Raw genomic sequence first — 23993 nt, forward strand, 5'->3', positions numbered from 1 at the left:
CCTCCTTTCGGGCTTACAGGTTGTTGGCGGTAAAGTCCCTGTCAAGCTGCTGGTACGTGGTATTCTGCGGTTCCCGCTGTTTTAACTGATCGAGGGCGGTTTTATAGATATCACTGTTGATATGTTTGGTGATATCGATATCACTTTGAATATAGCCGGCTGTTTTCATTGCCTCCCAAAAAGCCACAAACCGTTTTTTGTCAGGGTCCGGAATGCTGTGGATATGGCCGCTGTAGGTGGCTTTTCTGAGCAGTTCCTTATCCAGCTTGACATATTTATTGAGAATATCCAGGGTTTCATCCTGGTGGTTGATGTAGAAGTCATAGGCGCGGATATTGGCGCGGCTAAAGCGGATGTAAGCCTCCTTGTTGGTTTGCAGTTTATCGTCAAGGGCTACTACCCGGCAGCAGACATGGCCATCCATATGTTCGGCCGACCAGGATACCAGCGTCAGGCCCTGTTTTTCAGCCATCTCCGAGAAAGGAACCCAGACCAGGCCGGCATCAGCCGCTCCCTTTTTGACGGCTTCCAGTACGGCGGCCGGTGAATCGAGCTCCTGAATGGTTACCTGGGTTTTCCAGTCAATGCCGGCTTGGGACATGGCCGCCCGCCAGACCGCGTCACCTGTTGCCAGGCGGACCGTGGCCACCTTTTTGCCGACAAATCCCTGCAGGCTGGAAAATTGCTGGGCATTTTCCGGTTTGGCCACAACGGCGTGGCCTTCGCTTTGCATGCCGCCAATATTCACAAACGGGATGCCTTTGGCGATAAAGACCTGCGGGGCCGAGGTGCCAAACGAGCCGGCATCCAGCTTGCCGGCCTTAATGGCATTTAAGCCTTCGCCGGAATTAGTAAACTGGAATAGCTCGACATCCAGCCCTTCCTGGTCGTAGAAGCCTTTTTCCTTGGCGACAAAATAGAGTACATGGCCAACCGCCGGCAGATACCCGATATTAAATTTGATTTTGTCGGCCGGGGCGGCGGACTGGGAAGCTGCCGGGGCTGCCGGCTGCGCCTTTTGCTGACCGCAGCCGGCAAGCAGGCCGAGCAGCAAGGATACGGTGAGGCCTGCAATGATCAGGCGGTGTTTAATCACTGTCAATCACTCCTTTTCTTCCTGTAACAACCGTTTGTAATAAAAACCACTGGTATAAAGCGCTGCCGCCGGGTTATGGCCCAGTACCCGGTCTTTGGTAATCAGGGTCGTAACCGGGGCCGACGAGTGCTTAATAAACAGGGAATCATGGCCGACACAGAGTCCCACGATAATATTCAGATCAGTGCCGGCCTGATTCAGCAGCCGGGCCTGGAGGACCGGATTGCATAACGCTTCATGACAGCCCTGCTGCACCTTATATTCCGGCGGTACGCCGATGGCCGTCTTGTCGAGGGAACCGACTTTGCACAGCACACTGTAGCTGTCAAGGCCTTTGGCCGCCAGGACCCGGACAAAGACCCGCGTTTCCTCAATCAAGCCGATGCAGGTGGCGATGCCAAGCTTCCTGGCGCCGATTTTTTTGGCAAAAGCGATGATTTCCTCAACCCTTGTCAGCTTGCCATAATATAAGCCTTCAATCTCGGCTGCCGCCAGGGCCATGCTGCGGTCGGCCCCTTCCGCCAGGTAGTGCTGCCTGACTTTTTCTATTTCGTCGTCAATATCGGCCTCACCCCGCGAGGTCACACTCAGGCAGAAGTCGGGAAAGCGTTTGTCGCGGCGATAACAGTTTAGCTGATGGCAATTGGCACAGCTCAGATGGCCGTGCGCGGCTGGGTCACTCATGCGGGTATACCTCCTCAAAATGTAAGCACCTGATAAAGGTCTTGTCAAAGTCGTTATAGGTGGCCAGTTCAACAACCGCCACCTGCTTGCTTAAGGCCGCCAGGGCCTGCCGGGAGCTCTGCTGCAGGAGCAGGGCCTGCCCCCCTGTTTTGGCGGTATTGCCAAGGAAACTGATTTTGCCGCTGAACTGGGGGGGCAGCATGCCGATATGGATCAGGCTGGCGGCAGTAAGGTGGAAGCCAAAGGAACCGGCGATAAAAACGCGGTCAACAGCGTCTGCGTCCAGGCCATTGGCGGCAAGCAGGCATTCTATCCCCGCCCGGATAGCGCCTTTGGCCAGCTGGACCTGGCGAATGTCTTTCTGCGACAGATAGACTGGCGGGTGCAGGATAAACACTGTTTTCCCGTTTTCTTGGTGCAGGTTTTGTTGGAGCCGGGGCCAGCGCTGGTTATCCGGTCTGCTGAATTTTCCGGTTGTGTTGATGACGCCGGTTCTGACAAGCTCACCCACAATATCGAGCAGGCCGCTGCCGCAAATACCGGTAGCAGGAACGCCGCCAATGGTTTGTAAGGCTGTGGCGCCCTCGGCCTCTACGGTGAATTTTTCAATCGCCCCGGGGGCGGCTCTCATGCCGCAGGCGATATTCATCCCCTCAAAAGCCGGACCGGCGGCGGTTGAGGTTACCGACAGGCGGCCGTTGACCGCCAGCGCCATTTCCCCGTTAGTGCCGATATCGACAAATAAGGTGGTGCCTGTGAGCTGGGGCAGGTCGGCCGCTAAAATGCCGGCCGTAATATCTGCGCCCACATAGGCCGACATAACCGGCGGCAGGTAAATGCGGGCGCACGGGGCGCCCCTAAGCCCTATTGCCGCCGCCGGATGATAACTGTCACCCCACAGCAGCGGGGTATAGGGATACCGGCCCAATGCGGCCGGGTCGGCAGCCAGGGCCAGATGCAGCATGCAGGTATTGCCGCTGAAGACAACTTCGTAAATCGTGTCGGTGCTGATTGCGGCCATGTGGGCGAGTTGACCGGTCAGGTCATTGATAGCGCCGATGATCGCGGTATGGAGCATGGCCAGTCCGTCGGCTGTTGATCCCAGCTTGATCCGGGACAGGACATCCTGGGCATGATGACTTTGCGGATTGAGGGCCGATACGGAGGCCAATTCGGCACCGGTGGTCAGGTCGAACAAGGCGGCAACCAGGGTAGTGGTACCGATATCAACGACCACGCCATGGACGGCGGCGGTGGTATTGCCAGGCTCTGTTCCGAGCACCGCTGATCCGGCTAAGATTTCAGTCTCATTGGCACCGGCCGCATACCGCTTGTGGATGAAGGGGTCAAGCGTAATGGCCAGCTGCTTGCCCTGGCTTACGATTTGCAACCTGGCTGTGTCCTGGTGGCCAATGAGGAAAATGTCGACAGGGGGATGATTGCCGGCGGCACCCGGCCGGGCCCGAATCCCGGTCATGCAGCCGAGGAAGATGCCCTGGCTTATTTCCTCGGCTGTCAGGCGATGGCGGCAAGTTTCCTCCAGGCTGTAGAGTGCAGGCCGGGACGGGGCGGGAATGCTTACTTTGCATTTACCGCAGGTGCCGGCCCCGTTGCACGGCGATTCCAGCAGGACGCCGGCGGCCCTGGCTGCCGCCAGGACAGTCGTGCCGCCCTCCAGTACCACTTCCACCGGGCTGGAATCCACCGGGCCGGTGGCAGGCCAAAAGCGTACGGTGGTCATTGCTTCATATCCTCCCGGCCGCTGCGGCGTTCCTGACAGTATCCGTAATCGCCCGGATATTGGGCAAGGCGGTTGAGGTGCTGAGACCGCAGGCCGGAGCGATGATATCAATCCCCTGGGCCACTAAGTTGCTGGTTTGCCGGGCCACTTTTTCCGGCTGGCTGAATTCCAGCAGGTAGGTGCTGACATTACCCATTGTCGTTAGCTGCGGGAATTCAGCCTTAAGCTGCTGCAAGCTGACTACGGCGTCGGTGCTGATGGCATTGGCGCGCAGGCTGGGGATCAGGGGCTTTACACTGTTCAGATTACCGCAAATATGGACAATTACCGGGACATTGCGTTGCTGCACGGCGGCTGTCAATTTATTGATATAGGTAACGGCATACTCGCCAAACATTTTAGGGCCGAGAATTTCGCCGGTTGCCGTGGGATCACCAATGGCAATGACGGCGGCGCCATGGTTAATGAGCCGGTGCGCGAAGCCGATTAACAGGTCGGTCACATATTCAAACACCTGGTGGGAGGCTGCTGGGTTTTTCCGCAGGTCTTTCAAAAACCGGAGGGGATCAATAATGGAGGCGGCTGTGCTTACCGGTCCGGTCAGACTGCCGATGACCGGGATATCCGGATGGCGGGCGGACAGACTGGCGGCCGCCTGGCAGACGACGGGAATGCGGCCGGTGGCCAGGATGGCGCTGATATCCTTGTATTCCACCTGGGCGGCTGACGCAAATACCTCCTTGCTTATTTTCGGCTCGCACTCCAGGGTGCCTAAATCAATTTCACTGCCTAACAATTCGGCCTCGACGGTCATGCAAAAAGGCAGGCCAAGGTTCTCAAACCCGGTGAGATTATGAACCGCAGCGGCCAGACCGGCCATTAGGTCCGGGGCGGTATGGGCGGCAGGCAGGGTATGCTGGCTGCTGTTCATAACCTCAACAATGGCGGCGTTCATCATCCCGCCGGGGCAGATAACCGGCGGGCGGTCAACCGGTTGTTTGTTTAATACGGCCAGTAGCCGCTGCTTCTCAGTCAGCATTGTCAGTTTGACCACCTCTGTTCCAGATAAGTAAGTTTTTCAGCTGTGATAGGATAGCCGATTTCGCGTACGGCGGCAAGCATGGCATCTATGTTGGCGAACGGGGTTTCGGTCGGCAGGCTGCAGCCGGAGGCGACAATATAGCCTTTGGGGTTATCATAGGCGTCGCGAACGCCGCTGAGAACAGCCCGGCGCACATCGGCCGGGGAGCCTTGCAGCATCACCTCTGACGGCTGGACATTACCCATCAGGCGCAGCCGGTCGCCAACCTTAGCCTTGGCTTCTGCCAGGCTGGCGGCATTATCGATGCTGATACAGTCGGCGCCGGCACTGGCCATGAGTTCCCATATTTTTGCGGTTTTACCGCAGATATGCAGGGTAACCGTTTTGCCCCGGCTGTGAATATAGTCAATCAGCTGTTTAAGATAGGGGAAAGAAAATTCTTCAAATTTTTTGGGACTGATGATCGTGGCTGAGGACATCGGGTCTGTCAGGCTGGGGGTGCAGCCGGCATCAATGATCGCTTGGGCATACTGTAAAGAGGTTTCCAGCGAAAGGCGGCACAAGCGGTGCACGGCCTCGGGGTTTTTGGCGACAAGCCGGGTCAGGTTTTCCGCGCCAATGAGAAAGGACGCATTGGTGAAGGGGCCGGTGAGCGCGCCGGTAACAACGACCTCCTTACCGACTTCCTCCACAGCAATTTTCATGGCTTCCAGCTGGTGGGGCAGGTTGCCGTCCCGATAGGGGTTGGCTGGTGTTAAACGGTCAATCTCGCTGATAGCGGTGAGGGCCGGCTGATCCAGATAGGCGGTTTCATCCTGGGGATAGCGAATGACAGCGCCCATGGCTTCCGCCTGACCATACAGGTCGGTAAAGATGCGGATAATGTCATAGCCAAAGCGGCGATAAGCACTAATCTGCGCTTGCGCCAGCAGTTGCCCGTTGGCCGGCAGCTGGCTGACTTTGACACCGATTACACGCGCGGCTGTGTTGCCGACGATGGGAACACAAGGCAGACGGTCAATCGGCTGTCCCTGGCTGTAGGCTGACAACCGTTCAATTGGCGTCATTTGGTCTTTTGGCATTTTTGCGGTGCCTCCTTTATGGCATTGGTGTAATTGCCCTATACTGGCTGCAGGCTGTAACCCCAAGCTGGTACTGACAACAGGCTGATTGCGCCAAGTAGTTCTGGCTTGGTATGGGAAAGGGAAAATGCCTGCCGGCAACGCAAAAAAGGCCAAAAGAAATGGTGCCATTTCTTTTGGCCTTCAGTTTGTCTGATCAGCCCCGGGTATATGCAGCTATTGTGGCAATTATATGCCAAGAAGTTAAAAAGTGCAAGGCATTTTTATAAAAATATATTCATCTGCCCGGGGCGGGGGTTGACAGCGGTTTGGACTCTGTGCTACCATGAGCCTAATCAATCTACGTGCTTTTACTGACCGGAATACCGGAGGTGATCGTCGGCTGGAGCCAGCCGCGGTTGCCTTTTTTTGTTCTGCTAGTACCTTGTCAGCATAGCTTTTTCTCAATTTTTTGGCGGTTGTGAAGCCGGCAATGGATTCTGCTGACGCTGCTTCTGCATACACTGTAATGAACCATAGAGCAATTACTGACTGGAAGTAACCAGAGGTAACCAGCCTGCCGTTGTGACACGGCAGGTTCCGGTTGCCTCTTTTTCATAGTGATAATAAAAGGGGGATGAGGTTATGACGGCCATGGTCATAGGCGCTGATTATTTAGGAACAATTGAAAAGAAAATGCGTGAGCTGGGTGTCACTGAAATCGCCCATTTCACAGGGAGAAACCCCGGGGAAATCCGCCGGGTTTCCATCCCTAAATCGGTGGCATTTGTCCTGGTGTTTACCGATTATGTCAATCACAATATTGCCAAAGCAGTAAAAAGCCATGCGAAAGCACAGGCTGTGCCCCTGGTTTACGCCAAACGCTCGTGGTGTGCTGTCGAGCACAAGCTTGCCAGCCTCGGCTTGCGGTAAGCCAAGGGGGGAACCCTTACTATTCTTTGGGGGTGGTCGTAATGAGCCAGGGCAAGGGGGAGAACATCATGTCGAAGCATCCTTGCTTTAGCGCTGAAGCCCAGGGGAAATGCGGACGCATCCACTTGCCGGTCAGCCCGGTATGCAATATTCAGTGCCGGTTTTGCCGGCGTGATTTTAATAAGAATGAAGACCGGCCTGGTACGGGCCGGGTGCTGTTAACCCCGGCCCAGGCGCTTGAGGTACTGGACAGGGCGGTAAAGCTCTGCCCTGAACTGACGGTTGTGGGCATCGCCGGGCCTGGCGATACCCTGGCCGGCGATTATGCCCTGGAAACGTTCCGGCTTGTCCATGAGCGTTATCCCCGCCTGATCAAGTGCCTGAGCACAAACGGTTTATTGCTGAAAGAAAAAATTGATGGTTTGGTAAAGGCCGGCGTACGGGCTATTACCGTGACGGTCAACGCCATTGAGGTTAAAACCCTGGTTAAGATCTGCTCGCACATCATGCATAACGGTCAATACATAACCGGTGAAATGGCGGCCCGCTGGCTGGTGCTGGCGCAATTGGCCGGTATGGAAAAGGCCGTAAGCCTGGGGGTGGCGGTAAAGGTCAATACTGTCCTCATTCCCGGTATTAACGACCGGCACATTGGCGATATTGCCAGGACCGCAGCCCAGGCCGGAGCCGCGTGCATTAACATCCTGCCGCTGGTTCCCGACCACGAATTCCGCAACCGCCGCCCTCCTGACTGCCGGGAGCTTACCGCTGCCCGTAAGGCCGCCGGCAAGTATCTGCCGGTTATTAACCATTGCCAGCAGTGCCGGACTGACGCCTGCGCCCTGCCTGGCACTGCGGCCGATCTGGCCGGGATGCTCTGTAATAAGGGCGGTATATTGGCTGCCAGCCATTAAAGGAGGATGAGAACAAGTGAGTTATTTCAAGCAGAAAGAGCCGCCGCGCCGGGAAGACAGGCTGCAGGCCTGCATTGCGCACGGAGCGGCACTGGGCGAACTGGCAACCCGGCGGCTGCAGTGCTGCCAGCCTGACAGTCAACGGCGGTTTACCCAAAATTCAATCTGTCTGTTGCTGCCGGCCTTAGGAACAATGAACAGCATACCCAACAGCGTTGTCCTGATGCACGGCGGCCTGGGCTGCGGTTCATCCTGCCACGGCGGCAATGCCGGCGTACGGTCCGGCAATAACCACCGCTGGGGCGTAGTGAAGGACGGCACCTGGCTGTCCACCGGTTTAACCGAAGCCGATGTAATCAGCGGCGGTGAGCCGAAGCTGGCGGCGGCGATTATTGCCGCTGACAGGCGCTACCAGCCTGCCGTTATTTTTGTGGTTGCCAGTTGTGTACCCGGTATAATCGGGGACGATGTGGACGGGGTAGTCGAGCAGGTGCAGCCTGAGGTCCGGGCGAAGTTATTGCCGGTCCACTGTGAGGGTTTTAAAACTAAAATCTGGGCGACTGCCTATGATGCGGTTTATCATGCCATCGGCCGCACCTTGCTGCCTGAGCCCGGCTTGGCTGTCAAGAAGTCTGGCAATACGGTCAACCTGATGAATATGTCGTCCATGGGGCGGGTGGATGAGGTTGAACTGGAGCGGCTGCTGGCGGGTCTGGGCCTGGCAGTGAATATCTTTCCGGTTTTCTCTGAGCCGGGTGCCATGCAGCGTATGGCGGCAGCTGATTTGTCGATTAGTACCTGTCCAACCCATGACGATTATATGCTCAACCATCTGCGGGAAACCTATCAGGTTCCGTTTATTATCAGGCATATGCCGATTGGTATTGACAACACAGGCAAATGGCTGCAGGATGTGGCTGCATTTTTCGGGCTTAGCGACAAGGCGTCAACAATCATTGCCCGGGAGGAAGCTGAACTGGCGGCGGCGCTGGCGCCGCTGAGCCAATGTTTGCAGGCAAAAAGGCGTTTGTCAGCGCCGGTGAGTTCCGGGCGCTCTCCACCGCCATCCTGCTGGCCGAGCTGGGGTTTGAGGTAGTAGGCGTCAGGGCTTTTCATCATGATGAGTTTGCTGAGGTTGAATATGAAAAATTACTGCGGCTGACCGGAACCGATTATCCGCTTAATATTGCCAATTGCCAGCCCTTTGAAGAAGCCAATCTATTGCGCAGAATACGGCCTGATGTTTTTTTAGGCCATATGAATGGCAACAGCACAGCGGCCAAACTGGGTATTGCCACCCATGTGATTTATAATACCGGTTTGCATTATGTAGGCTACCGCGGTGCATATGAACTGGCGAGGCGCCTGTACCGCCAGTTGAAAAATCCCCGCTTTAACAGCAATATCAGCAGATTTGTCCAATTGCCGTATCAGCAGTCCTGGTATCAGCAGGACCCGTTTACCTATATTGCCGCTGCCGGCGGTGACTTGGAATGAGCAATTATACTTTTGTTGAGAGACCGCGTTATACCTGTGCCTTGGGAGGGGCTATCGCCACCGTCAGCGCCTTGCCGCAGGCAGTGCCGATTCTCCATGCGCCGCCGGGCTGTGCCGGTAATTTTACCTGGACCCAGGCCGGCGGCTGTGGCTTGCAGGTCGGCGGCTATTGCGGCGGCCTGAGCATGCCCGGTTCCAACATCCAGGAGCGGGAGGTCGTCTTTGGCGGGGCCGAGCGGCTGGAGGAGGAAGTCAGGCATACACTGGCGGTTATGCAGGGTGATCTCTATATTGTGCTAACAAGCTGCGTGACCGAGGTCATTGGCGATGATGTCGGTTCGGTGGTAAAGCCGCTGCAGGCGCAGGGGATCCCTATTCTCTTTGCCGAAACCGGCGGCTTCCGCGGTAACTCCTATCAGGGTTATGACTTGGTACTGCAAAGCTTATTTAAAAACTTTGTGGACAAAACACCGGCTAAACAGCCGGGGTTAGTTAACCTATGGGGAATTACCCCTTCTATGGATATCTTTTGGCGTGGCAATCTAACCGGTATACGCCGTTTGCTCGAAAAGCTTGGTCTGATAGTAAACAGCTTTTTTACAATTGATGACAGCATCGCCGGCATCAGGAACGCTGGCGGCGCGGCTGTAAATATTGTCTTATCTGACGTCTTTGGGGTAGGGGCGGCTCAACTCGCGCAGGAAATCCACGGCACCCCCTTTATAGCCACCACGCTGCCGATAGGTCCGTCTGCTACCAGTGCATTTTTGCGTTCAGTCGGGGCAGCACTTAATCTGGATCAGGCACTGGTCGATAACCTTGTTCACGAGGAAACCAAACGTTATTACCACTTGCTGGAGCCGCTGATTGACTGTTTTAATGATATTGATTTGCAGCGGTATGCCGTTATTATCGGCGACAGCAATTATGTTACCGGCCTGACCCGGTTTTTAGCCGATGACCTGGGCTGGCTGCCGGAGGTTTTGGGCATTACCGATATCCTGGATGAGGAGCAAGCGGCCGGTATAAGCGGCCGTTTAACCAATCTGGCCAGCGGTTTATACCCTAAGGTCGTATTTGACACCGATGGCAGCGTCATTGCTGCTGCCGTACGGGAACACTGGGAAAAAAGCCAGTTTCAGGCCGGAAAATATGCCAATCCCCTCAACCCGGCCTTTGTTATTGGCAGTTCGCTGGATCGTGAGCTGGCTAAGGAGCTGGGGGCCGGCCATTTAAGCGTCAGTTTTCCGGTAGCCAACCGGGCTGTGATTGACAGAGGCTATGCCGGTTACAGCGGCGGGCTGACACTGATCGAGGATTTACTGAGTGTAATCATTGCCGGCAGGTAATGGAGTGAGGGGGGAATGGACATATGTTGCCCAAGGACAGGATTCTCCAGGCATTACATGCTAAAAACACCACCCGGTCTGAGCGCAGCCCGGTTCCGGCTGCGCTGCTGTCCGGCGGAACCTGGGCCTTCAGGCAGAAAGGGTTAACACTGCTTGAGATTCTGGAAAAGCCGGAATTGGGGGCGCCGGTTATTGTCGAGGTTAACCAATGGATTCAGTCTGCTATTGTTTGGCCGGGGTCAGGTTATCATAATCTGCTTGTGCATATTCTGGGAGGCGAGATTAAATTCCGGCCGCAGGGAAATATTGATGTAGTGCAACCGGCTTTGGTCAAAGCGGCGGCAGCTGACCGGCTTGACCTGGGGAAAATTGACCAGCATGAATGGGTCAGGGCTATCCGCCTGATCATCAGGCAGGTGCAATTGCAAACAGGCCACAGGGTAATGGTGGGAACCTCCGGCTGGGGACCTTTTACCCTGGCCGGACAGTTTTATGGGGTCGAGAAGCTGATGCGGGGCATGTATAAAGACAAACAGGCAATCCATGCCCTGATGGCGGTAATGACCGAGGTATGCCTTGCCTACCTGGTGCCGGCGATTGCCGCAGGGGCTGAAATCATATCTGTCGCCGAACCGACTGCCTCCGGCGACCTGGTTTCCCGCAGGCACTTTGAAGAATTTGTTGCCCCCTATATTGGGCAGGTTGCGCAGCAATTACAGCAGCACGGAGCTTTCGCCACCCTTCATATATGCGGCAATATTAAAGATCGTTTAGAACTTGTTCCCGCTATGCATATTGATCTGTTATCCCTGGATTATAAAGTGGATTTAGGCTTAGCCCAGCAGGTGCTGCAGGGCAGAGTGGCGGTAGCCGGCAATGTGAACCCGGTATTGCTCAAGGACGCAGCGCCGGCGGCGATAATCCAGGCTGCGGAGCAATGCATCCGGCAGGCCGGCCAGGCTGCAAACTATATTCTCATGCCGGGGTGCGATATCCCGCCCGGTGTGCCGCTGAACAATGTGCAGGCCTTTCTGCAGGCCGGGCGGGAATTTGTTTAGCATTTCTCCGTTTGAACCGGCTCAGGCGAAGCGACTCGGAACAGACACCAATGAATTTGAATTTATAGGAGGCTTACTATGTCGGTAAATAAGGAAGAATTGTTCAAAAAGCTTTCAGATGCTGTTGTGGATATGGATGAAGAGGAAACGATAAACCTGGCGCAGGCGATTGTAGCGGCAAACATTGATGCCTATGAAGCGGTCGAGAAGGGCCTGTCGGATGGCATGGACCGCGCCGGCAAATTGTTTGAAGAGGAAGAGTATTTTATCCCCGAGCTGCTGCTCTGCTCTGACGCCATGTATGCCGGGCTCGATATATTAAAAGGGCATATAAAAACCGCCGAACAAGGGGAAAAACAAAAAGTAGTCATCGGGGTTGTCGAAGGCGACACCCATGATATCGGCAAGAACCTGGTGAAAATTATGCTGGAAACCTCGGGTTTTGATGTAATCGATCTGGGGCGGGACATTCCCCCCCTGACTTTCGTGGAGAAGGCCAAAGAGGTTCAGGCTGATATCATAGCCGTAGCTACGTTAATGACCACCACCATGGACGGAATGGCCGAGGTTGTACGTATTTTGCAGGCCCAGGAAATTAAAGACCGCTATAAGGTGATTGTTGGCGGCGGGCCGATTTCGCAAAGCTTTGCCGATAAAATCGGGGCTGACGGTTATGCTGTGAATGCGGCCGAGGCCGTCCGGCTCTCCCGGCGGCTGCTGGCCTAGATTACTAAAGCTGCAATTTTATAAATGCTAACAGGAAAAACCGCGGGCCTTCGCGGTTTTTTTATTACTATCAGAAATTATAAGTTTTGAGAGACTGAAAGTCCTTATAAAATTAGGGGAACCAAGGTCAATGCCCAGCTTGAGCAGAAACGGTGCCCCCGGTAACCCCCCGGCCCTTTGCCGGAAAAAGCGTTCCGCAGGAGAAAAGGCGGGCGGTATTCCGTAAAGAAAGCCGCACTGTTTGAGCGGAGCGAGTTTGCGGATTTTAGGAATATCGCCCGCCTTTTCAGCTTTTGGAGGCTCTGGGCCTAGACTTTTTGCTTACTTTTGTGGCGATGACAAAAGTAAGACACGGCCCTTGCATTCCAGATCAACTGACGTGTGCAAAGCCAAAGGACCGCGCTAGCGGTTTTTTTTATTGAGTAATTTCGGGCTGCGCCGGCCAAGAAAGCCAATAATATTAATACAAACATATATTGTTGATAGTATACAGATGGATACTAAACTACATTTTAGTGCGTACTTGCCAAAACACAGTATGATTACTATTATGGATATAGATGCTGTCAGAAAAAATAAATTTTGAAGCGTCCCGGTTATGATGGAAATATTTATTAAGGAACGGGGGAATTGGCCAATGATTATGAGTAGCCAGGAAATTGAGGAACGTGCGGTATTGCAGGCTGCCGATTTGATGTGTGTGGCGGCAAGAACGGCCCCGAAAGCAAGAGGCGTGGATAATCTCGTAACGCTTATTGTGAATGGGCGGGAAAAAGACCAGCTGGCCGCTGAAATGCGGCGCATTGCCAGGGAAGCGGGTATGCAATTTTTCGAACGGGACGCCAACTGTATTGATAAGGCCCCGGTGGTGGTAATATTGGGGCAGAAGGTAAAGCCGCTGGGCGTCAGCCCCTGCGGTTATTGCGGCTATGCCGATTGCGGGGAATGTGCCCAAGGCACCGGGATATGTGCCATCAGCACCGGCGACCTGGGGATTGCCGTGGGATCGGCAGTGAATGCCGCCGCTTTGCACCATGCGGATAACCGGGTCATGTTCAGTGCCGGCAAAGCCGCCATTCAGATCGGTCTTACCGGCCAGGAAGTTAACATTGCCTATGCAATTCCGCTTAGCGTAACCGGTAAGAGTCCATTTTTTGACAGGTAAGGGCGAAAAAAGCGCTATTTGTCCGGTAAGCGGACAATAGCGCTTTTTTCCGCAGAGGAATCTCCCCGGAACCGGGGGATATATATTGCAGGATTGGATAAAAAATGGTATGATCAAATTGGTTACAGGTTGATCAGAAGGACTGAAGGCCAAATGGTAGCAATACCTTTGTCTTCGGTTTTTTTATTTTGCCATGCAGGGCGTGGCTTACAGGGTAGGCAGCAAGAAGAGCCTATTTGGCTATAGATTAACAAAAACGGGAAAGAGGGTTTATTCATGGCTGACAAGAAAAAATTCAGGTTTCAAACACAGTGCGTCCATACGGGCAATGGGATTGACAAAGAAACCGGCGCTATAAGACGGCCGCTCACGATGGCCAACAGTTACCGCCTGCCTGAGGATGCATCAGCCCTAAACTGGAGTGATCCGAATCAGTTGGTTTATACCAGAAATACATCGGCAAACCAGATCTATCTGCAGGAAAAACTGGCGGCCCTGGAGGGCGGGGAGGACTGTGTGGTATTAGGCAGCGGGGTGGCGGCCCTGGCCGGTGTCTTCTTTACTTTTCTGGAACAAGGTGCGCATATCATTTGTTCCAATGTTTCGTATATTGCCGTATACAGACTGCTCAAAGAATATTTTCCGGACAAATACGGGATCGAAACAAGCCTGGTAGACACCGCCGATTTACAGGCGATCCAACAGGCCCTGCGTCCTAATACCAAAATCATTCACATTGAGACACCGGGCAACCCGACTACCCGGGTCAGCGATATAGCCGAAATTGCCAGGCTGGCCAGGTCGGCCGGCGCTTTGCTTACCGTTGACAGTACGTTTGCCTCGCCGTTTCTGCAGCAGCCGCTTGCCCTGGGAGCCGATTTAGTCATCCATAGCCTGACAAAATATATTAACGGTCATGGCGATGCCATGGGCGGAGCGGTCATTGGCCGCCACGAGCTGATCGATCAGATTAAACGGCAGGCCATGGTCAATCTGGGCGGGGCAATCAGCCCGTTTAATGCCTGGTTAATTATGCGCGGTGTGGTTACGCTGCCCCTGCGCATGAAGCAGCACAGTGAGAGCGCCTTGCAGGTCGCCCGGTTTCTCGAAGCCCACCGGGCCGTTGCCTTTATTGCCTATCCGGGCCTCAGCAGCCATCCGCAGCATGAAATAGCCAGGAAGCAGATGACCATGTACTCCGGGGTTATGGCTTTTGGCTTACAGGCCGATGTGGCTACCCATAACAAGTTTATTAATTCACTGGCCGTGATTGTTCCGGCTGTTTCTATCGGGCATGATGAGAGCCTGATCGTTTATACCGGTCCGAACGATGAACGGAATCATTTCTATCCGCCTGCGTTTCAAAACGGGCATTTCCGGTTTAGTGTGGGGCTTGAAGCGCCTGAAGACATCATCTATGACCTGCAGCAAGCCTTTGACCACTGCGGTCTGTAGGCAGTTAAGCAGGGGGGGAGTCGGCGGCCGGGGCTTCCAGTTTCCGCAACAGAACCCGGGTAACCCTTCTATTATCCGCCTCTTCAATAATAAACTCATAGCCGTCGGCGCAGATCTTCCGGCCGACCTGCGGCGGCATCTCCACCTGCAGCGACATCCAGCCCCCTAAGGTATCGACGTCTTCGGCATCCAGGTTCAAACCGAAAATTTCGTTGACCTGTCCCAGCAGCAGCCGGGCATCAACAGAGTGCATATTATTTTTCCGGATTTCGACAAACGGCCGTTCTTCATCAAATTCATCCTGAATTTCGCCCACAATTTCCTCCAGGATGTCTTCCGCCGTTACCAAGCCGGCCGTACCGCCATATTCATCAATTACAATTGCAATTTGGGCCTTGTTCTTTTGCATCAGTTTTAACAGATCGCTGATCGCCATTGAGGCCGGCACCGCCATAATATCCCGCACGATTTCCTTAAGTGCCGGTGTTTCGTCTTTAGCCAGCGCGGAAAACAAATCTTTAAGATGGACAAAGCCAATAATGTTGTCTTTATCAGGATCGCACACCGGGTAACGGGTAAGCTGCTCGGTTAACGCTTTTTCAAGATTGACGGCAAACGGGTCCTCGGCATATAAGCAGACCATATCGGTACGGGGAATCATCACTTCGTAGACATGCCTTTCGGCAAAATCAAAAATGTTATCAACATACGTGAGTTCCGCCTTATTGATATAGCCCTGCTTATGGCTTTCTTCCATGAGAATCCGGATTTCTTCTTCTGTATGGGCCGCCTCATGTTCGCCTACCACCTGGATGCCGACCAGCCGCAGCAGCCAGTTGGCCACACTGTTTAATACCCAGATAACCGGGAACATCAGCTTATAAAAGGCAATAAGCGGCACCGACGTCCAGAGGGTTACACTGTCGGCCTGCTGAATCGCCAGTGACTTTGGCGCCAGCTCACCCAGGACAATATGCAGGGCCGTGATGATGGAAAAGGCAATGGCAAAGGCAACGGTATGAATCATCGCTCCCGACAGGCCCAGGTCGGTCAGCACCGGCTCCAGCAGGCGGGCAATGGCCGGTTCACCGATCCAGCCCAGACCCAGCGAAGCCAGAGTGATCCCAAGCTGGCAGGCTGATAAATAAGCATCGAGATTGTCGACCAGACGTTTTGCATATTTAGCCCGCATATTTCCTTCCTGCAGGAGGGTATCAATCCGTGTACTGCGCACTTTGACCATGGCGAATTCGGCAGCGACAAAAAAACCATTTAACAGCACTAAAAACATAACTAAGAATATGTTCCAGATAATCGTTGCTGGGTCCAATAAAATCCGACCTTCCCCCAAGCCGGGGAAAATCGGTCCACCTCCTCTTTTATGAAAAACCGGGTCCTATGACAAGTTTATCCCTTGTGCCGCTAAATTACACAGTATATTATGATAAAGAGGGTTGCCCGGCAGCCCTCTTTATTGTTAACGGCCCCGCCGCTAAGCCGGTCCTGGCATTGGCAGGACTGGCGGTTTTCGCGGCCACGACAGCAGGAATCATCATCATTCCCGCCGGATTTTAGGCCGGTTCCTCAGCTGCATCAGCGCCTGCGGACAATTCAAAAACAGTCTCAAAAATTTTGCGGGCAATCGGCGCTGCCGCGTCGGAGCCGTAGCCCCCTTGTTCCACAATAACCGCTATGGCTACTGTGGGATTATCATAAGGCCCGTAGGCTACAAACCAGCCATGGTCATCGCCATGCGGGTTTTCCACCGTACTGGTTTTACCGGCGATGGGTACGGGAAAATCGGTAAAAACATAACCGGCGCTGCCGCTTGGCGTAACAACATCCCGCAGCGCCTGCCGGATTGCTGTCAAAGTCGCCGGCGACAGCGGTACGCTGCCCAGTTTTTCCGGACCAAAGGTTTTTACTATTTCCCCATCAGGGGCTAAAATTTTACTGACAAGATAGGGGCGGTAAAACTGACCGCCATTGGCAATCTGGCTGATCATGGCCGCCAGTTGCAGCGGTGTTGCCAATTGAAAGCCTTGGCCGATTGCCGCATCAAATGTTTCCGACAAATACCACTCTTCGTCAAATACCTGCTGCTTGTAGGCCCGGTTAGCAACCAGTCCCTCATTTTCATGGGGCAGATTGATGCCGGTTGGCGCTCCCAGGCCAAACCGGTAGGCCCACTTTTCCAGTTCATCAATGCCTAAACGGTTGCCCAGCTCATAAAAATACACATTGTCAGACTTGGCTAAGGCGACATGAAAATCAATCCAGCCTAATGCGGCCCCATGGGCATTGCCCTTCGGCACCAGCCAGTGCCTGCCGGTATCCAGGATCTTTTCCGTGGTGGTTATCTTGCCTGTTTCCAGTGCCGCCGCTCCGGTTACAATCTTGAAAGCCGACCCTGGCGGGTATTCGGCGTTAATTACCCGATTGAGCATGGGATTAAAAGGATTGGTGTTAATTTCCTCCCAGGCCCTGGGCGAGATACCGCCATTAAACACATTAGGATTGAAGGCCGGCCGGCTTGCCATGGCCAGAACTTCGCCGGTTTGAGGATTCATGACCACCGCGGCGGCCGCCTTGGCATTGATATTGCCTAATCTCGTCTGCAGGTATTGCAGCCGGTCATCCAGTGCTTTTTCCGTAGTTTTCTGAATGCGGGCATCAATGGTCAGCACCAGATTATTACCGGGAATTGGCTCCTTTTTGCCCAAGAGCTGCACAAATTCGCCAGCCACATCGACTTCCAGCTGCTTGCCGCCGTTTATTCCCCGCAGCTCCTGGTCATAGACCTGCTCCAGTCCCGCCTTGCCGACAATGTCGCCGGCCCGATACCCCAGGTCCCTTTTTTGCTTAAGCTCTGGATCACTGATTTCGCCCACATAACCAAACAGGTGGGCGGCCAGCTCCTGATAAAGATAATGCCTTACTGCTTTAACCTCAATCGTTACACCGGGAAACTCGCGCCGCCGTTCTTCTATCTGGGTAATCACCTCATTGCTTACATTATCTTTGATGCGGATAAATTGGAGTGATCTGTTTTGCCGCTGTTCAATCTTCAGGCGGATTTCCCGGGGGTCCATTGCCAGAATCACAGCCAGCCGGTCGAGTACAGCCTCGGGCACCGGGCCGGCTACAGGCGAGATGGCAACCGCAAACCCCGGCTCATTTGACACCAGCGTCTCACCGTTGCGGTCGTAAATCAATCCTCGTGGCGCCATTATCGGCATAATCCGGATCCGGTTGCCATCGGCCAGGGCCTGATAGGCGGTGCCGTTAATTAGCTGTAAATAGCCAAACCGGGCCACCAAGGCAATAAAGAGCAGTATGATAGCGAATAAAAAAATATTGAGCCGGTTTGATCGTTTAGCTAGCATTCTGCTCATCCTTTCCTAATCTTTAGCCTCAATGTTACCGCTCTTCGGTAGGGGATTGTTGTCGTTGGCGCCGCCGCCACCATACCCGGTAATAGATGAGGAAAGCGAGCCCAATGACAACAGACAGCCGCAGCAGGTTTTGTTCGTAGTTGACCAGATCATAGCCAACCATAACTTCCAGCGCTGTAGCCGGAAATTTGCCCAGCAGCGTGGCCAGCGCATGGTCACGGAACCTAATCCGGCTCACGGCTCCCGCGGCTGTAATCAGCCCGGCCGGCAAGACCGGCAGTGACCGGGCCGCCAGCATCATGGTAAAGCCGTTGGCGCCGCTGAACTCATCCAGTTTACCTAGATATTTGCTCTTTACAATTAAGCGCTCTGCCGTATGACGGAAAAAGCGGCGGATGAGCACAAAGCTGATGATTGCGCCAAGGCACTCGGCCAGCCAGGAAATAAATATGCCGGGTATTAGCCCGAATACCACACCATTGGCGGCAGAGATAAATATGGAAGGCAAAAAGCCCAGCATATTAATCGCAATATTAAACAAGATGCTGATAATGATTGCCCACAACCCATAAGCACGCAGTACGTCGGCAAGGGCCTGGATATCGCCGCTGGTGAGCAGATACCAAAGCGTTGCGTACAAAGCCGGGTTGTACCAGTGCACCAAAAGGGCCCCCCCTATCAGAAAAACAACCAGCCCGCCTTTCAGCCAAGCCTCGGCTGCCAACCCGGACAGCCTGGCGGCCAGTTTTTTAACATAATGCATCGAGGGCCTTGCTCCTTCCTTTACCTGGAGTGATATAAATATATGCCGGGGGAATCGGCAACAGCACGAATAGGGACACAAGAATTGCATTCACAATACCGGCTTACACTATAACTACCTAACCCTCCTTAATATTAGCAGACAAGTACAGGGTAAGTATAGCCGCTCAACATTATACCGCCGTTAGAATCAGATTAGAATTGGATTAAAATTGGTGCTCAGGGCCGAAAAACTGCTTTATCTATAGTACAATAACGATATAAACAGCTTTTGCAAGGGAGGTAGCGGATGTACCCCGAAACCGAAACAATACTGATTGTCGAAGACGAATGGAAAATTGCCCGTTTTATGCAAATGGAACTGACCCACGAAGGGTACCATGCAAGCATCGAAACCAATGGCCGCCGCGCCCTGGACCGCATTATGCAGGAAGAGTTCAGTTTAGTGCTCCTGGATGTCATGCTGCCGGAGATGGACGGCCTGGAAGTATGCCGGCGGGTGCGTGCGGTTTCGACAGTCCCGATTATAATGGTTACTGCTAAGGACGATATTGAAGATAAAGTCCGGGGCCTTGATACCGGCGCCGACGACTATCTGACCAAGCCTTTTGCTATTCAGGAGCTGCTGGCCCGTACCCGCGCCGCCCTCCGCAAACATAAACAGGCCCGGCAGCCGGAAAGCGACAATGAGCTGCGCCTGAAAAACATCGTATTGTTTCCCGCCCGGTATGAAGTGCAGGTTGGCGGCCAGACGGTCGAACTGACAAAAAAAGAATATGACCTCCTTGCCTATCTGATTCGCAATAAGCATGTTGTGCTTGACCGCGAGAATATCCTCCAGGAGGTCTGGGGCTACGACTATGCCGGCGATACCAATATCGTTGATGTCTATATCCGGTATTTGCGCAGCAAACTGGATGAGCCCTTCAGCCAGAAATACATTCACACTGTCAGGGGTTTTGGCTATGTGGTCAAAGATTAAACAAGTCTCCATATCGGTAAAGCTTACCGTTTTATATGCTGCCATGTTGTTTTGCATCCTATTCCTCACCAGTGTGCTGACTGTTTCGGCCCTCTATCATGTTCTCTATACCCAGGCCAAGACCGATCTTGACATCAGTGCCGCCAGTCTAACGCAGCATTTGTCATCAGGTAACCCGATTGATCAGCATATACTCAAAAACAATCTGCTCGTTCCCGGTGTTATCCTCAAAGTATTGGATCAGCAGGGCGATCTGATACTGGATAGCGCCCAGTACCTGCCAGGCAATCCTGAAACCCTGGAAGAAGCGGTCGCGGACCAGGACCCCTTAGAAATTGTTCTGCTCAAAAAAAATACGCTCCGCATCATCAACATGGATCATACCTATTACTACTATGTCACCCACTCTGTGCAGCAGGGCGGACAAACCTATCAACTGCAGCTCTTAAAGGCCCTGACAGAACAGATCCATTTTTTGCAGACCCTGACCAAAATCCTGGCCGCGGCCAACCTGCTCGGTTTACTGATTGCTGTTTTCTCCGGGATTTTTATCAGCCGCAGAATTCTGCGGCCCCTGCGCAGCATCACGGCCACCGCCCGGGAGATACAGGTCAATGACCTGGGAAAACGCATCCCCGGCGGCCGCAGCGGTGACGAACTGGATGAATTGGCCGAAACCTTCAATCACATGCTTACCCGGCTGCAAACAGGATTTGAACAACAGCAGCGCTTTGTTGCTGATGCCTCGCACGAGCTCAGGACCCCTATCACCGTCATCAGCGGCTATACCAATATGCTGGACCGCTGGGGCAAGCAAGAGCAGTCGGCTCTGGAGGAAGGTCTGGCGGCCATAAAATCGGAAGCCGCCAATATGAATAACCTGATTGAAAAACTGCTGTTTCTGGCCAGGGCGGACCAGGGCAAGCAGGTTCTGCGCAAAACCCGGCTGGAAATGGCTCCCCTGATGGAAACGATTGTTCAGGAAACCCGCATGATCGCCCCTGACCATCATATCGTACTGGAGCATAATGATCTGGCTGTCATCGAGGCGGATGAAGCCGCTATCAAACAGATGGTACGTATTTTCATTGAGAATAGTATCAAATATACACCCGGGGGCGGCACCATTCGTGTTGCCTCCCGGCACAGCGGCGAGTATCTTGAAATTACTATTGCCGATACGGGCATCGGCATTCCCGCCGCCGATCAGGCCAAAGTATTTGACCGTTTTTACCGTGTCGATCAATCCCGGTCCAAAAGCACCGGCGGCGCCGGGCTGGGACTGGCCATTGCCCGCTGGATTGCCCGGGAGCATGGCAGCAGCATTCACCTGGCCAGCAGCGACGGCGCGGGGACGACGGTTACGTTACGGCTGACGGTCAAAGCGCCGGCAGAAATTACCGATTGATATTGACAAATATTGTATAATCGGTTAATCTGTCTACAAGTAATATTGTTGGCTTGTTTAAAAAAACTGGAGGCTATGTCCCTGGTGGGTACGGGATATAGTGTCTTGACCACATTATCTTTTTAGTTTGATGACGGCCAAAATGGCCAAAGGCGGCGTCAGTCCCTCCTAGCAGACCCCTTCCAGTATGCGTTGTCGGCGCTTCCTTGCCCTTGGCCATTTTGTCTCGCCCTAAAACTAAAATATAACATGGCCAAGACACAGCCTTTTCTGTTAAAGAACGAGGAGGTTAGCTATGGCGGTTCATCTTACCCTTGATAACGGGACACTTGCAGATACTTATGAAGCGATCAGCGATACCCAGTTTACTAAAGGCTGCAGTCTGGTAGCTATGCTTGCCATCAAGCCTGCGGCCACGGTTTTGGATATCGGCTGCGGCACCGGCAGACTGGCAAGGCACGTCCTAGCGCTGCTTAGCCCGGCCGGGCGTTTGGTCGGCATTGATCCCTTGCCGGACCGGGTTAACATTGCCAAGGAAAAAAACGAATACACCAATGCCGTCTTTCAGGCCGGCAATGCCGAGGATCTCAGTCCGTATGGCGGCAGCAGCTTTGATATCGTCTATTTAAATTCAGTGTTCCACTGGGTATTGAATAAGGAATTAGCTTTACGGGAAATATTCCGGGTGCTGAAACCGGGAGGAGCCGTGGGTATTACTACCGGCGCCACAGAACTGAACACGGTTACGGGGCTGCAGGTGATTACCGATGCCGTGCTCCGGCGGGAGCCGTACCGGCAGAGAGTAAATAAGGAAGAGTGTGCGCACATCCAGCATGGGCTGACAACGACCAGGTTGCTGCAATTGCTGACAGGGGCCGGCTTCAGGGTGGATGACGTTCACATTCAAAGCAGTGTCCAGGTCTACCAAAACGCCCGGGAGGTGACATTGTTTCAGGAGGCCAGTTGTTTCGGCAACTACCTGAACCATGTGCCGCCCGCCCTGCGGGCTCAGGCCAAGGCGGATATAGAGGTGGAACTGGAGAAGAGCCGCACAGATCAGGGAATTCAGTTCAGTCATTATACGATATTTGCCGTTGCGGCTAAAGCGGAATAAATGACAGCCATAAAAACCTTATTGACAAATAATGTATATAGGTGTATAGTGACTGTAAATACAAAGTTACATAGGCAGCGCTGACTGGTCAGAAACTGGAGGCTGTATCCATTTTTATTGGATACAGCCTTTTTGCATGGTTTAGCGGCCAGTATTACCTGCATGCACAACCGTCGCAGAGAATGTCCCTCTACGGGGGCTGATCAGTTATTAACTGAAGGCCACAGAAATAGCCGGCTATTTCTGTGGCCTATATTTTTTCCGGGGTGATGAAATGGCGCAATATATTGAACAGGTAAGACATGTATGCTCGTTAGGGGCTTTGCAGTCAGTGCTGGCCATTGAACGGGCAGTACCTATCCTGCATGCCGGACCCGGCTGCGGCCAGAAGCTATGGGGGGCGCTGGGCCTGCAAAATGGCTGTCAAGGCTCCGGTTATGTTGGCGGCCACTCGGTGCCGTGCACGAATATCGGGGAGAAAGAGGTTATTTTTGGCGGCAATGAACGACTCAGAGACATCATTGCCAATTCCCTGAAAGTCATTGATGCCGACTTATTCGTTGTGGTTACCGGCTGCGTCGCCGATATTGTCGGTGATGATGTGGGGGAAGCGGCCCGGCGGTTTCAGGAGCAGGGTCAACCGGTTGTATATGCCGAAACCGGCGGTTTTAAGGGGACTAATCTTTTGGGTCATGAGCTGGTCATTGATGCCATCATTGACCAGTATTTGCCACCGGCGGCGAACGTTAAGCCGGGGCTTGTCAATATTTGGTCGGTAGTACCTTTTCATGACGCCTTCTGGCTGGGGAACTTGCAAGAACTGGAGCGCCTTGTCGCGGCGCTTGGTCTGACGCCAAATGTTATATTTGGTCCGGGAAAAGGCCTGGCAGCACTGCATAAAGTGCCGCAGGCGCATTGCAACCTGCTGGTTTCACCCTGGGTTGGCCTGAAAAACGTGCGGCATTTGGCAGAGAAATATAATACCCCTTACCTGCATTACCCGGTATTGCCGATCGGCCCGACCGAAACCGCGAATTTTCTGCGTACGGTTGGCGAGTATACAGGCGTGGCGGGAAAACAGGTGGAGCGGGTGATCAGCCGGCATGAGGCGGAGTATTACTACTACATTGAGCGTTCCGCCGATGTACTGCTCGAAACCAGGTTGCTGCCCCGGCGCTTCGTAACGATTGCCGACAGTTTTTATTCCTTGGGTGTTTCCCGGTTCCTGGTCAATGATCTGGGGCTGCTGCCGGAGACGCAATACATTACTGACGGTGTTCTGGAAGAGCATCAGGACAATATAACGGCCGGGTTCCAGCACTTTACGGACGGCATTACCGCCAAGGTTATTTTTACCAATGACGGCGGCGCCGCCCATGCCGATATCAGGCAGATCAAGTTCCGGGGCCGCCCCCTGATCATAGGCAGCGCGTGGGATAAGGTGCTGGCGGAGGAACTTAACGGTTATCAGCTTTCTGTATCCATGCCGGTTAGCGACAGATTGGCCTTAGACCGGGCCTATGTGGGCTATCAGGGCGGTTTGCGGCTGGCGGAGGATATCTACTCCTTGGTGCTGGCCGATTTTCAGTAGACGGGGAGGGTGCTGGCGAG

General features: G+C 53.7%; 20 protein-coding genes and 1 pseudogene. 13 read left to right on the plus strand and 8 right to left on the minus strand.

Features of this window, described 5'->3' with window-relative positions:
- Positions 1–13 precede the first annotated feature (13 nt).
- From ACZ481_RS05620 to ACZ481_RS05640, 5 genes are read right to left on the minus strand one after another with little or no spacing between them, the layout of a single operon-like run.
- Positions 14–1096, minus strand: a complete 1083-nt coding sequence (locus ACZ481_RS05620; protein WP_464769182.1) for an ABC transporter substrate-binding protein — start codon at positions 1094–1096, stop codon at positions 14–16.
- A gap of 6 nt (positions 1097–1102) precedes the next feature.
- Complete coding sequence (locus ACZ481_RS05625) at positions 1103–1780, minus strand: DUF1847 domain-containing protein (RefSeq protein WP_464769183.1); 678 nt, start codon at positions 1778–1780, stop codon at positions 1103–1105.
- Positions 1773–3521 (minus strand): ASKHA domain-containing protein, encoded by a 1749-nt coding sequence (locus ACZ481_RS05630; protein WP_464769184.1) that lies wholly within the window; start codon positions 3519–3521, stop codon positions 1773–1775. Before ACZ481_RS05630 ends, ACZ481_RS05625 begins: the two co-directional genes overlap by 8 nt.
- 4 nt (positions 3522–3525) lie before the next feature.
- Positions 3526–4560 (minus strand): uroporphyrinogen decarboxylase family protein, encoded by a 1035-nt coding sequence (locus tag ACZ481_RS05635; protein ID WP_464769185.1) that lies wholly within the window; start codon positions 4558–4560, stop codon positions 3526–3528.
- Positions 4561–4562: 2 nt separating this feature from the next.
- Complete coding sequence (locus ACZ481_RS05640; protein ID WP_464769186.1) at positions 4563–5645, minus strand: uroporphyrinogen decarboxylase family protein; 1083 nt, start codon at positions 5643–5645, stop codon at positions 4563–4565.
- Between the two features lie 624 nt (positions 5646–6269).
- Here ACZ481_RS05640 and ACZ481_RS05645 point away from each other — a divergent pair.
- From ACZ481_RS05645 to ACZ481_RS05680, 8 genes and pseudogenes are all read left to right on the plus strand, one after another.
- A complete protein-coding gene (locus ACZ481_RS05645) occupies positions 6270–6557 on the plus strand; it encodes a DUF2325 domain-containing protein (RefSeq protein ID WP_464769187.1) in 288 nt (95 codons plus the stop codon).
- Between the two features lie 68 nt (positions 6558–6625).
- Positions 6626–7471 (plus strand): radical SAM protein, encoded by an 846-nt coding sequence (locus tag ACZ481_RS05650; protein WP_464769188.1) that lies wholly within the window; start codon positions 6626–6628, stop codon positions 7469–7471.
- Positions 7472–7694: 223 nt separating this feature from the next.
- Positions 7695–8968 (plus strand): annotated as a pseudogene (locus ACZ481_RS05655) (nitrogenase component 1).
- Positions 8965–10317 carry a nitrogenase component 1 gene (locus ACZ481_RS05660; RefSeq protein WP_464769189.1) on the plus strand — a complete coding sequence of 451 codons (1353 nt, stop codon included), beginning with the start codon at positions 8965–8967 and terminating at the stop codon, positions 10315–10317. Before ACZ481_RS05655 ends, ACZ481_RS05660 begins: the two are co-directional and overlap by 4 nt.
- Positions 10318–10340: 23 nt before the next feature.
- Positions 10341–11375, plus strand: a complete 1035-nt coding sequence (locus ACZ481_RS05665; RefSeq protein ID WP_464769190.1) for a uroporphyrinogen decarboxylase family protein — start codon at positions 10341–10343, stop codon at positions 11373–11375.
- Between the two features lie 78 nt (positions 11376–11453).
- The gene (locus tag ACZ481_RS05670; RefSeq protein WP_464769191.1) at positions 11454–12101 is read left to right on the plus strand and encodes a corrinoid protein; all 648 of its coding nucleotides are present in this window, start codon (positions 11454–11456) and stop codon (positions 12099–12101) included.
- 637 nt (positions 12102–12738) lie between these two features.
- Positions 12739–13266, plus strand: a complete 528-nt coding sequence (locus ACZ481_RS05675) for a ferredoxin domain-containing protein (RefSeq protein ID WP_464769192.1) — start codon at positions 12739–12741, stop codon at positions 13264–13266.
- A 276-nt stretch (positions 13267–13542) separates the two neighbouring features.
- Positions 13543–14721, plus strand: a complete 1179-nt coding sequence (locus ACZ481_RS05680; RefSeq protein WP_464769193.1) for a trans-sulfuration enzyme family protein — start codon at positions 13543–13545, stop codon at positions 14719–14721.
- A gap of 4 nt (positions 14722–14725) precedes the next feature.
- On the opposite strand, the gene ACZ481_RS05685 is transcribed toward ACZ481_RS05680, so the two are convergent.
- Positions 14726–16012, minus strand: coding sequence for a hemolysin family protein (locus tag ACZ481_RS05685; RefSeq protein ID WP_464769194.1), 1287 nt, complete (start codon positions 16010–16012; stop codon positions 14726–14728).
- Between the two features lie 107 nt (positions 16013–16119).
- On the opposite strand from ACZ481_RS05685, the gene ACZ481_RS05690 reads away from it, so the two are divergent.
- On the plus strand, positions 16120–16296 hold the full coding sequence (locus ACZ481_RS05690; RefSeq protein ID WP_464769195.1) for a hypothetical protein: 177 nt from the start codon (positions 16120–16122) through the stop codon (positions 16294–16296).
- Here ACZ481_RS05690 and mrdA read toward each other — a convergent pair.
- Together mrdA and ACZ481_RS05700 are read right to left on the minus strand one after the other, a co-directional pair.
- Entirely contained in the window at positions 16293–18107 is a 1815-nt protein-coding gene (mrdA, locus tag ACZ481_RS05695) for a penicillin-binding protein 2 (protein WP_464770582.1), read from the minus strand. The two genes, ACZ481_RS05690 and mrdA, sit on opposite strands and share 4 nt — an antisense overlap.
- Positions 18108–18141: 34 nt before the next feature.
- Complete coding sequence (locus tag ACZ481_RS05700; protein WP_464769196.1) at positions 18142–18879, minus strand: TVP38/TMEM64 family protein; 738 nt, start codon at positions 18877–18879, stop codon at positions 18142–18144.
- A gap of 288 nt (positions 18880–19167) precedes the next feature.
- Here ACZ481_RS05700 and ACZ481_RS05705 point away from each other — a divergent pair, with 288 nt between their 5' ends.
- The 4 genes from ACZ481_RS05705 (at position 19168) to ACZ481_RS05720 (ending at position 23973) form a co-directional block, all read left to right on the plus strand.
- Positions 19168–19860: a response regulator transcription factor gene (locus ACZ481_RS05705; protein WP_464769197.1), complete on the plus strand. Its 693-nt coding sequence runs from the start codon at positions 19168–19170 to the stop codon at positions 19858–19860.
- Positions 19844–21268: a sensor histidine kinase gene (locus tag ACZ481_RS05710; protein ID WP_464769198.1), complete on the plus strand. Its 1425-nt coding sequence runs from the start codon at positions 19844–19846 to the stop codon at positions 21266–21268. The genes ACZ481_RS05705 and ACZ481_RS05710 overlap by 17 nt, the downstream gene beginning before the upstream one ends.
- A 295-nt stretch (positions 21269–21563) precedes the next feature.
- Positions 21564–22382: a class I SAM-dependent methyltransferase gene (locus ACZ481_RS05715; RefSeq protein ID WP_464769199.1), complete on the plus strand. Its 819-nt coding sequence runs from the start codon at positions 21564–21566 to the stop codon at positions 22380–22382.
- Positions 22383–22656: 274 nt separating this feature from the next.
- A complete protein-coding gene (locus tag ACZ481_RS05720; RefSeq protein ID WP_464769200.1) occupies positions 22657–23973 on the plus strand; it encodes a nitrogenase component 1 in 1317 nt (438 codons plus the stop codon).
- Positions 23974–23993: the final 20 nt, after the last annotated feature.

It is taken from the genome of Sporomusa intestinalis (genome assembly GCF_055383785.1).

Excerpts from the sequence above, each read along its gene's own strand:
- ACZ481_RS05625 (WP_464769183.1), bottom strand. The coding sequence starts at position 1,780 with ATGAGTGACCCAGCCGCGCACGGCCATCTGAGCTGTGCCAATTGCCAT.
- ACZ481_RS05630 (WP_464769184.1), bottom strand. The coding sequence starts at position 3,521 with ATGACCACCGTACGCTTTTGGCCTGCCACCGGCCCGGTGGATTCCAGC.
- ACZ481_RS05635 (WP_464769185.1), bottom strand. The coding sequence starts at position 4,560 with ATGCTGACTGAGAAGCAGCGGCTACTGGCCGTATTAAACAAACAACCG.
- ACZ481_RS05640 (WP_464769186.1), bottom strand. The coding sequence starts at position 5,645 with ATGCCAAAAGACCAAATGACGCCAATTGAACGGTTGTCAGCCTACAGC.
- ACZ481_RS05645 (WP_464769187.1), top strand. The coding sequence starts at position 6,270 with ATGACGGCCATGGTCATAGGCGCTGATTATTTAGGAACAATTGAAAAG.
- ACZ481_RS05650 (WP_464769188.1), top strand. The coding sequence starts at position 6,626 with ATGTCGAAGCATCCTTGCTTTAGCGCTGAAGCCCAGGGGAAATGCGGA.
- ACZ481_RS05660 (WP_464769189.1), top strand. The coding sequence starts at position 8,965 with ATGAGCAATTATACTTTTGTTGAGAGACCGCGTTATACCTGTGCCTTG.
- ACZ481_RS05665 (WP_464769190.1), top strand. The coding sequence starts at position 10,341 with ATGTTGCCCAAGGACAGGATTCTCCAGGCATTACATGCTAAAAACACC.
- ACZ481_RS05670 (WP_464769191.1), top strand. The coding sequence starts at position 11,454 with ATGTCGGTAAATAAGGAAGAATTGTTCAAAAAGCTTTCAGATGCTGTT.
- ACZ481_RS05675 (WP_464769192.1), top strand. The coding sequence starts at position 12,739 with ATGATTATGAGTAGCCAGGAAATTGAGGAACGTGCGGTATTGCAGGCT.
- ACZ481_RS05680 (WP_464769193.1), top strand. The coding sequence starts at position 13,543 with ATGGCTGACAAGAAAAAATTCAGGTTTCAAACACAGTGCGTCCATACG.
- ACZ481_RS05685 (WP_464769194.1), bottom strand. The coding sequence starts at position 16,012 with ATGTTTTTAGTGCTGTTAAATGGTTTTTTTGTCGCTGCCGAATTCGCC.
- ACZ481_RS05690 (WP_464769195.1), top strand. The coding sequence starts at position 16,120 with ATGACAAGTTTATCCCTTGTGCCGCTAAATTACACAGTATATTATGAT.
- mrdA (WP_464770582.1), bottom strand. The coding sequence starts at position 18,107 with ATGCTAGCTAAACGATCAAACCGGCTCAATATTTTTTTATTCGCTATC.
- ACZ481_RS05700 (WP_464769196.1), bottom strand. The coding sequence starts at position 18,879 with ATGCATTATGTTAAAAAACTGGCCGCCAGGCTGTCCGGGTTGGCAGCC.
- ACZ481_RS05705 (WP_464769197.1), top strand. The coding sequence starts at position 19,168 with ATGTACCCCGAAACCGAAACAATACTGATTGTCGAAGACGAATGGAAA.
- ACZ481_RS05710 (WP_464769198.1), top strand. The coding sequence starts at position 19,844 with ATGTGGTCAAAGATTAAACAAGTCTCCATATCGGTAAAGCTTACCGTT.
- ACZ481_RS05715 (WP_464769199.1), top strand. The coding sequence starts at position 21,564 with ATGGCGGTTCATCTTACCCTTGATAACGGGACACTTGCAGATACTTAT.
- ACZ481_RS05720 (WP_464769200.1), top strand. The coding sequence starts at position 22,657 with ATGGCGCAATATATTGAACAGGTAAGACATGTATGCTCGTTAGGGGCT.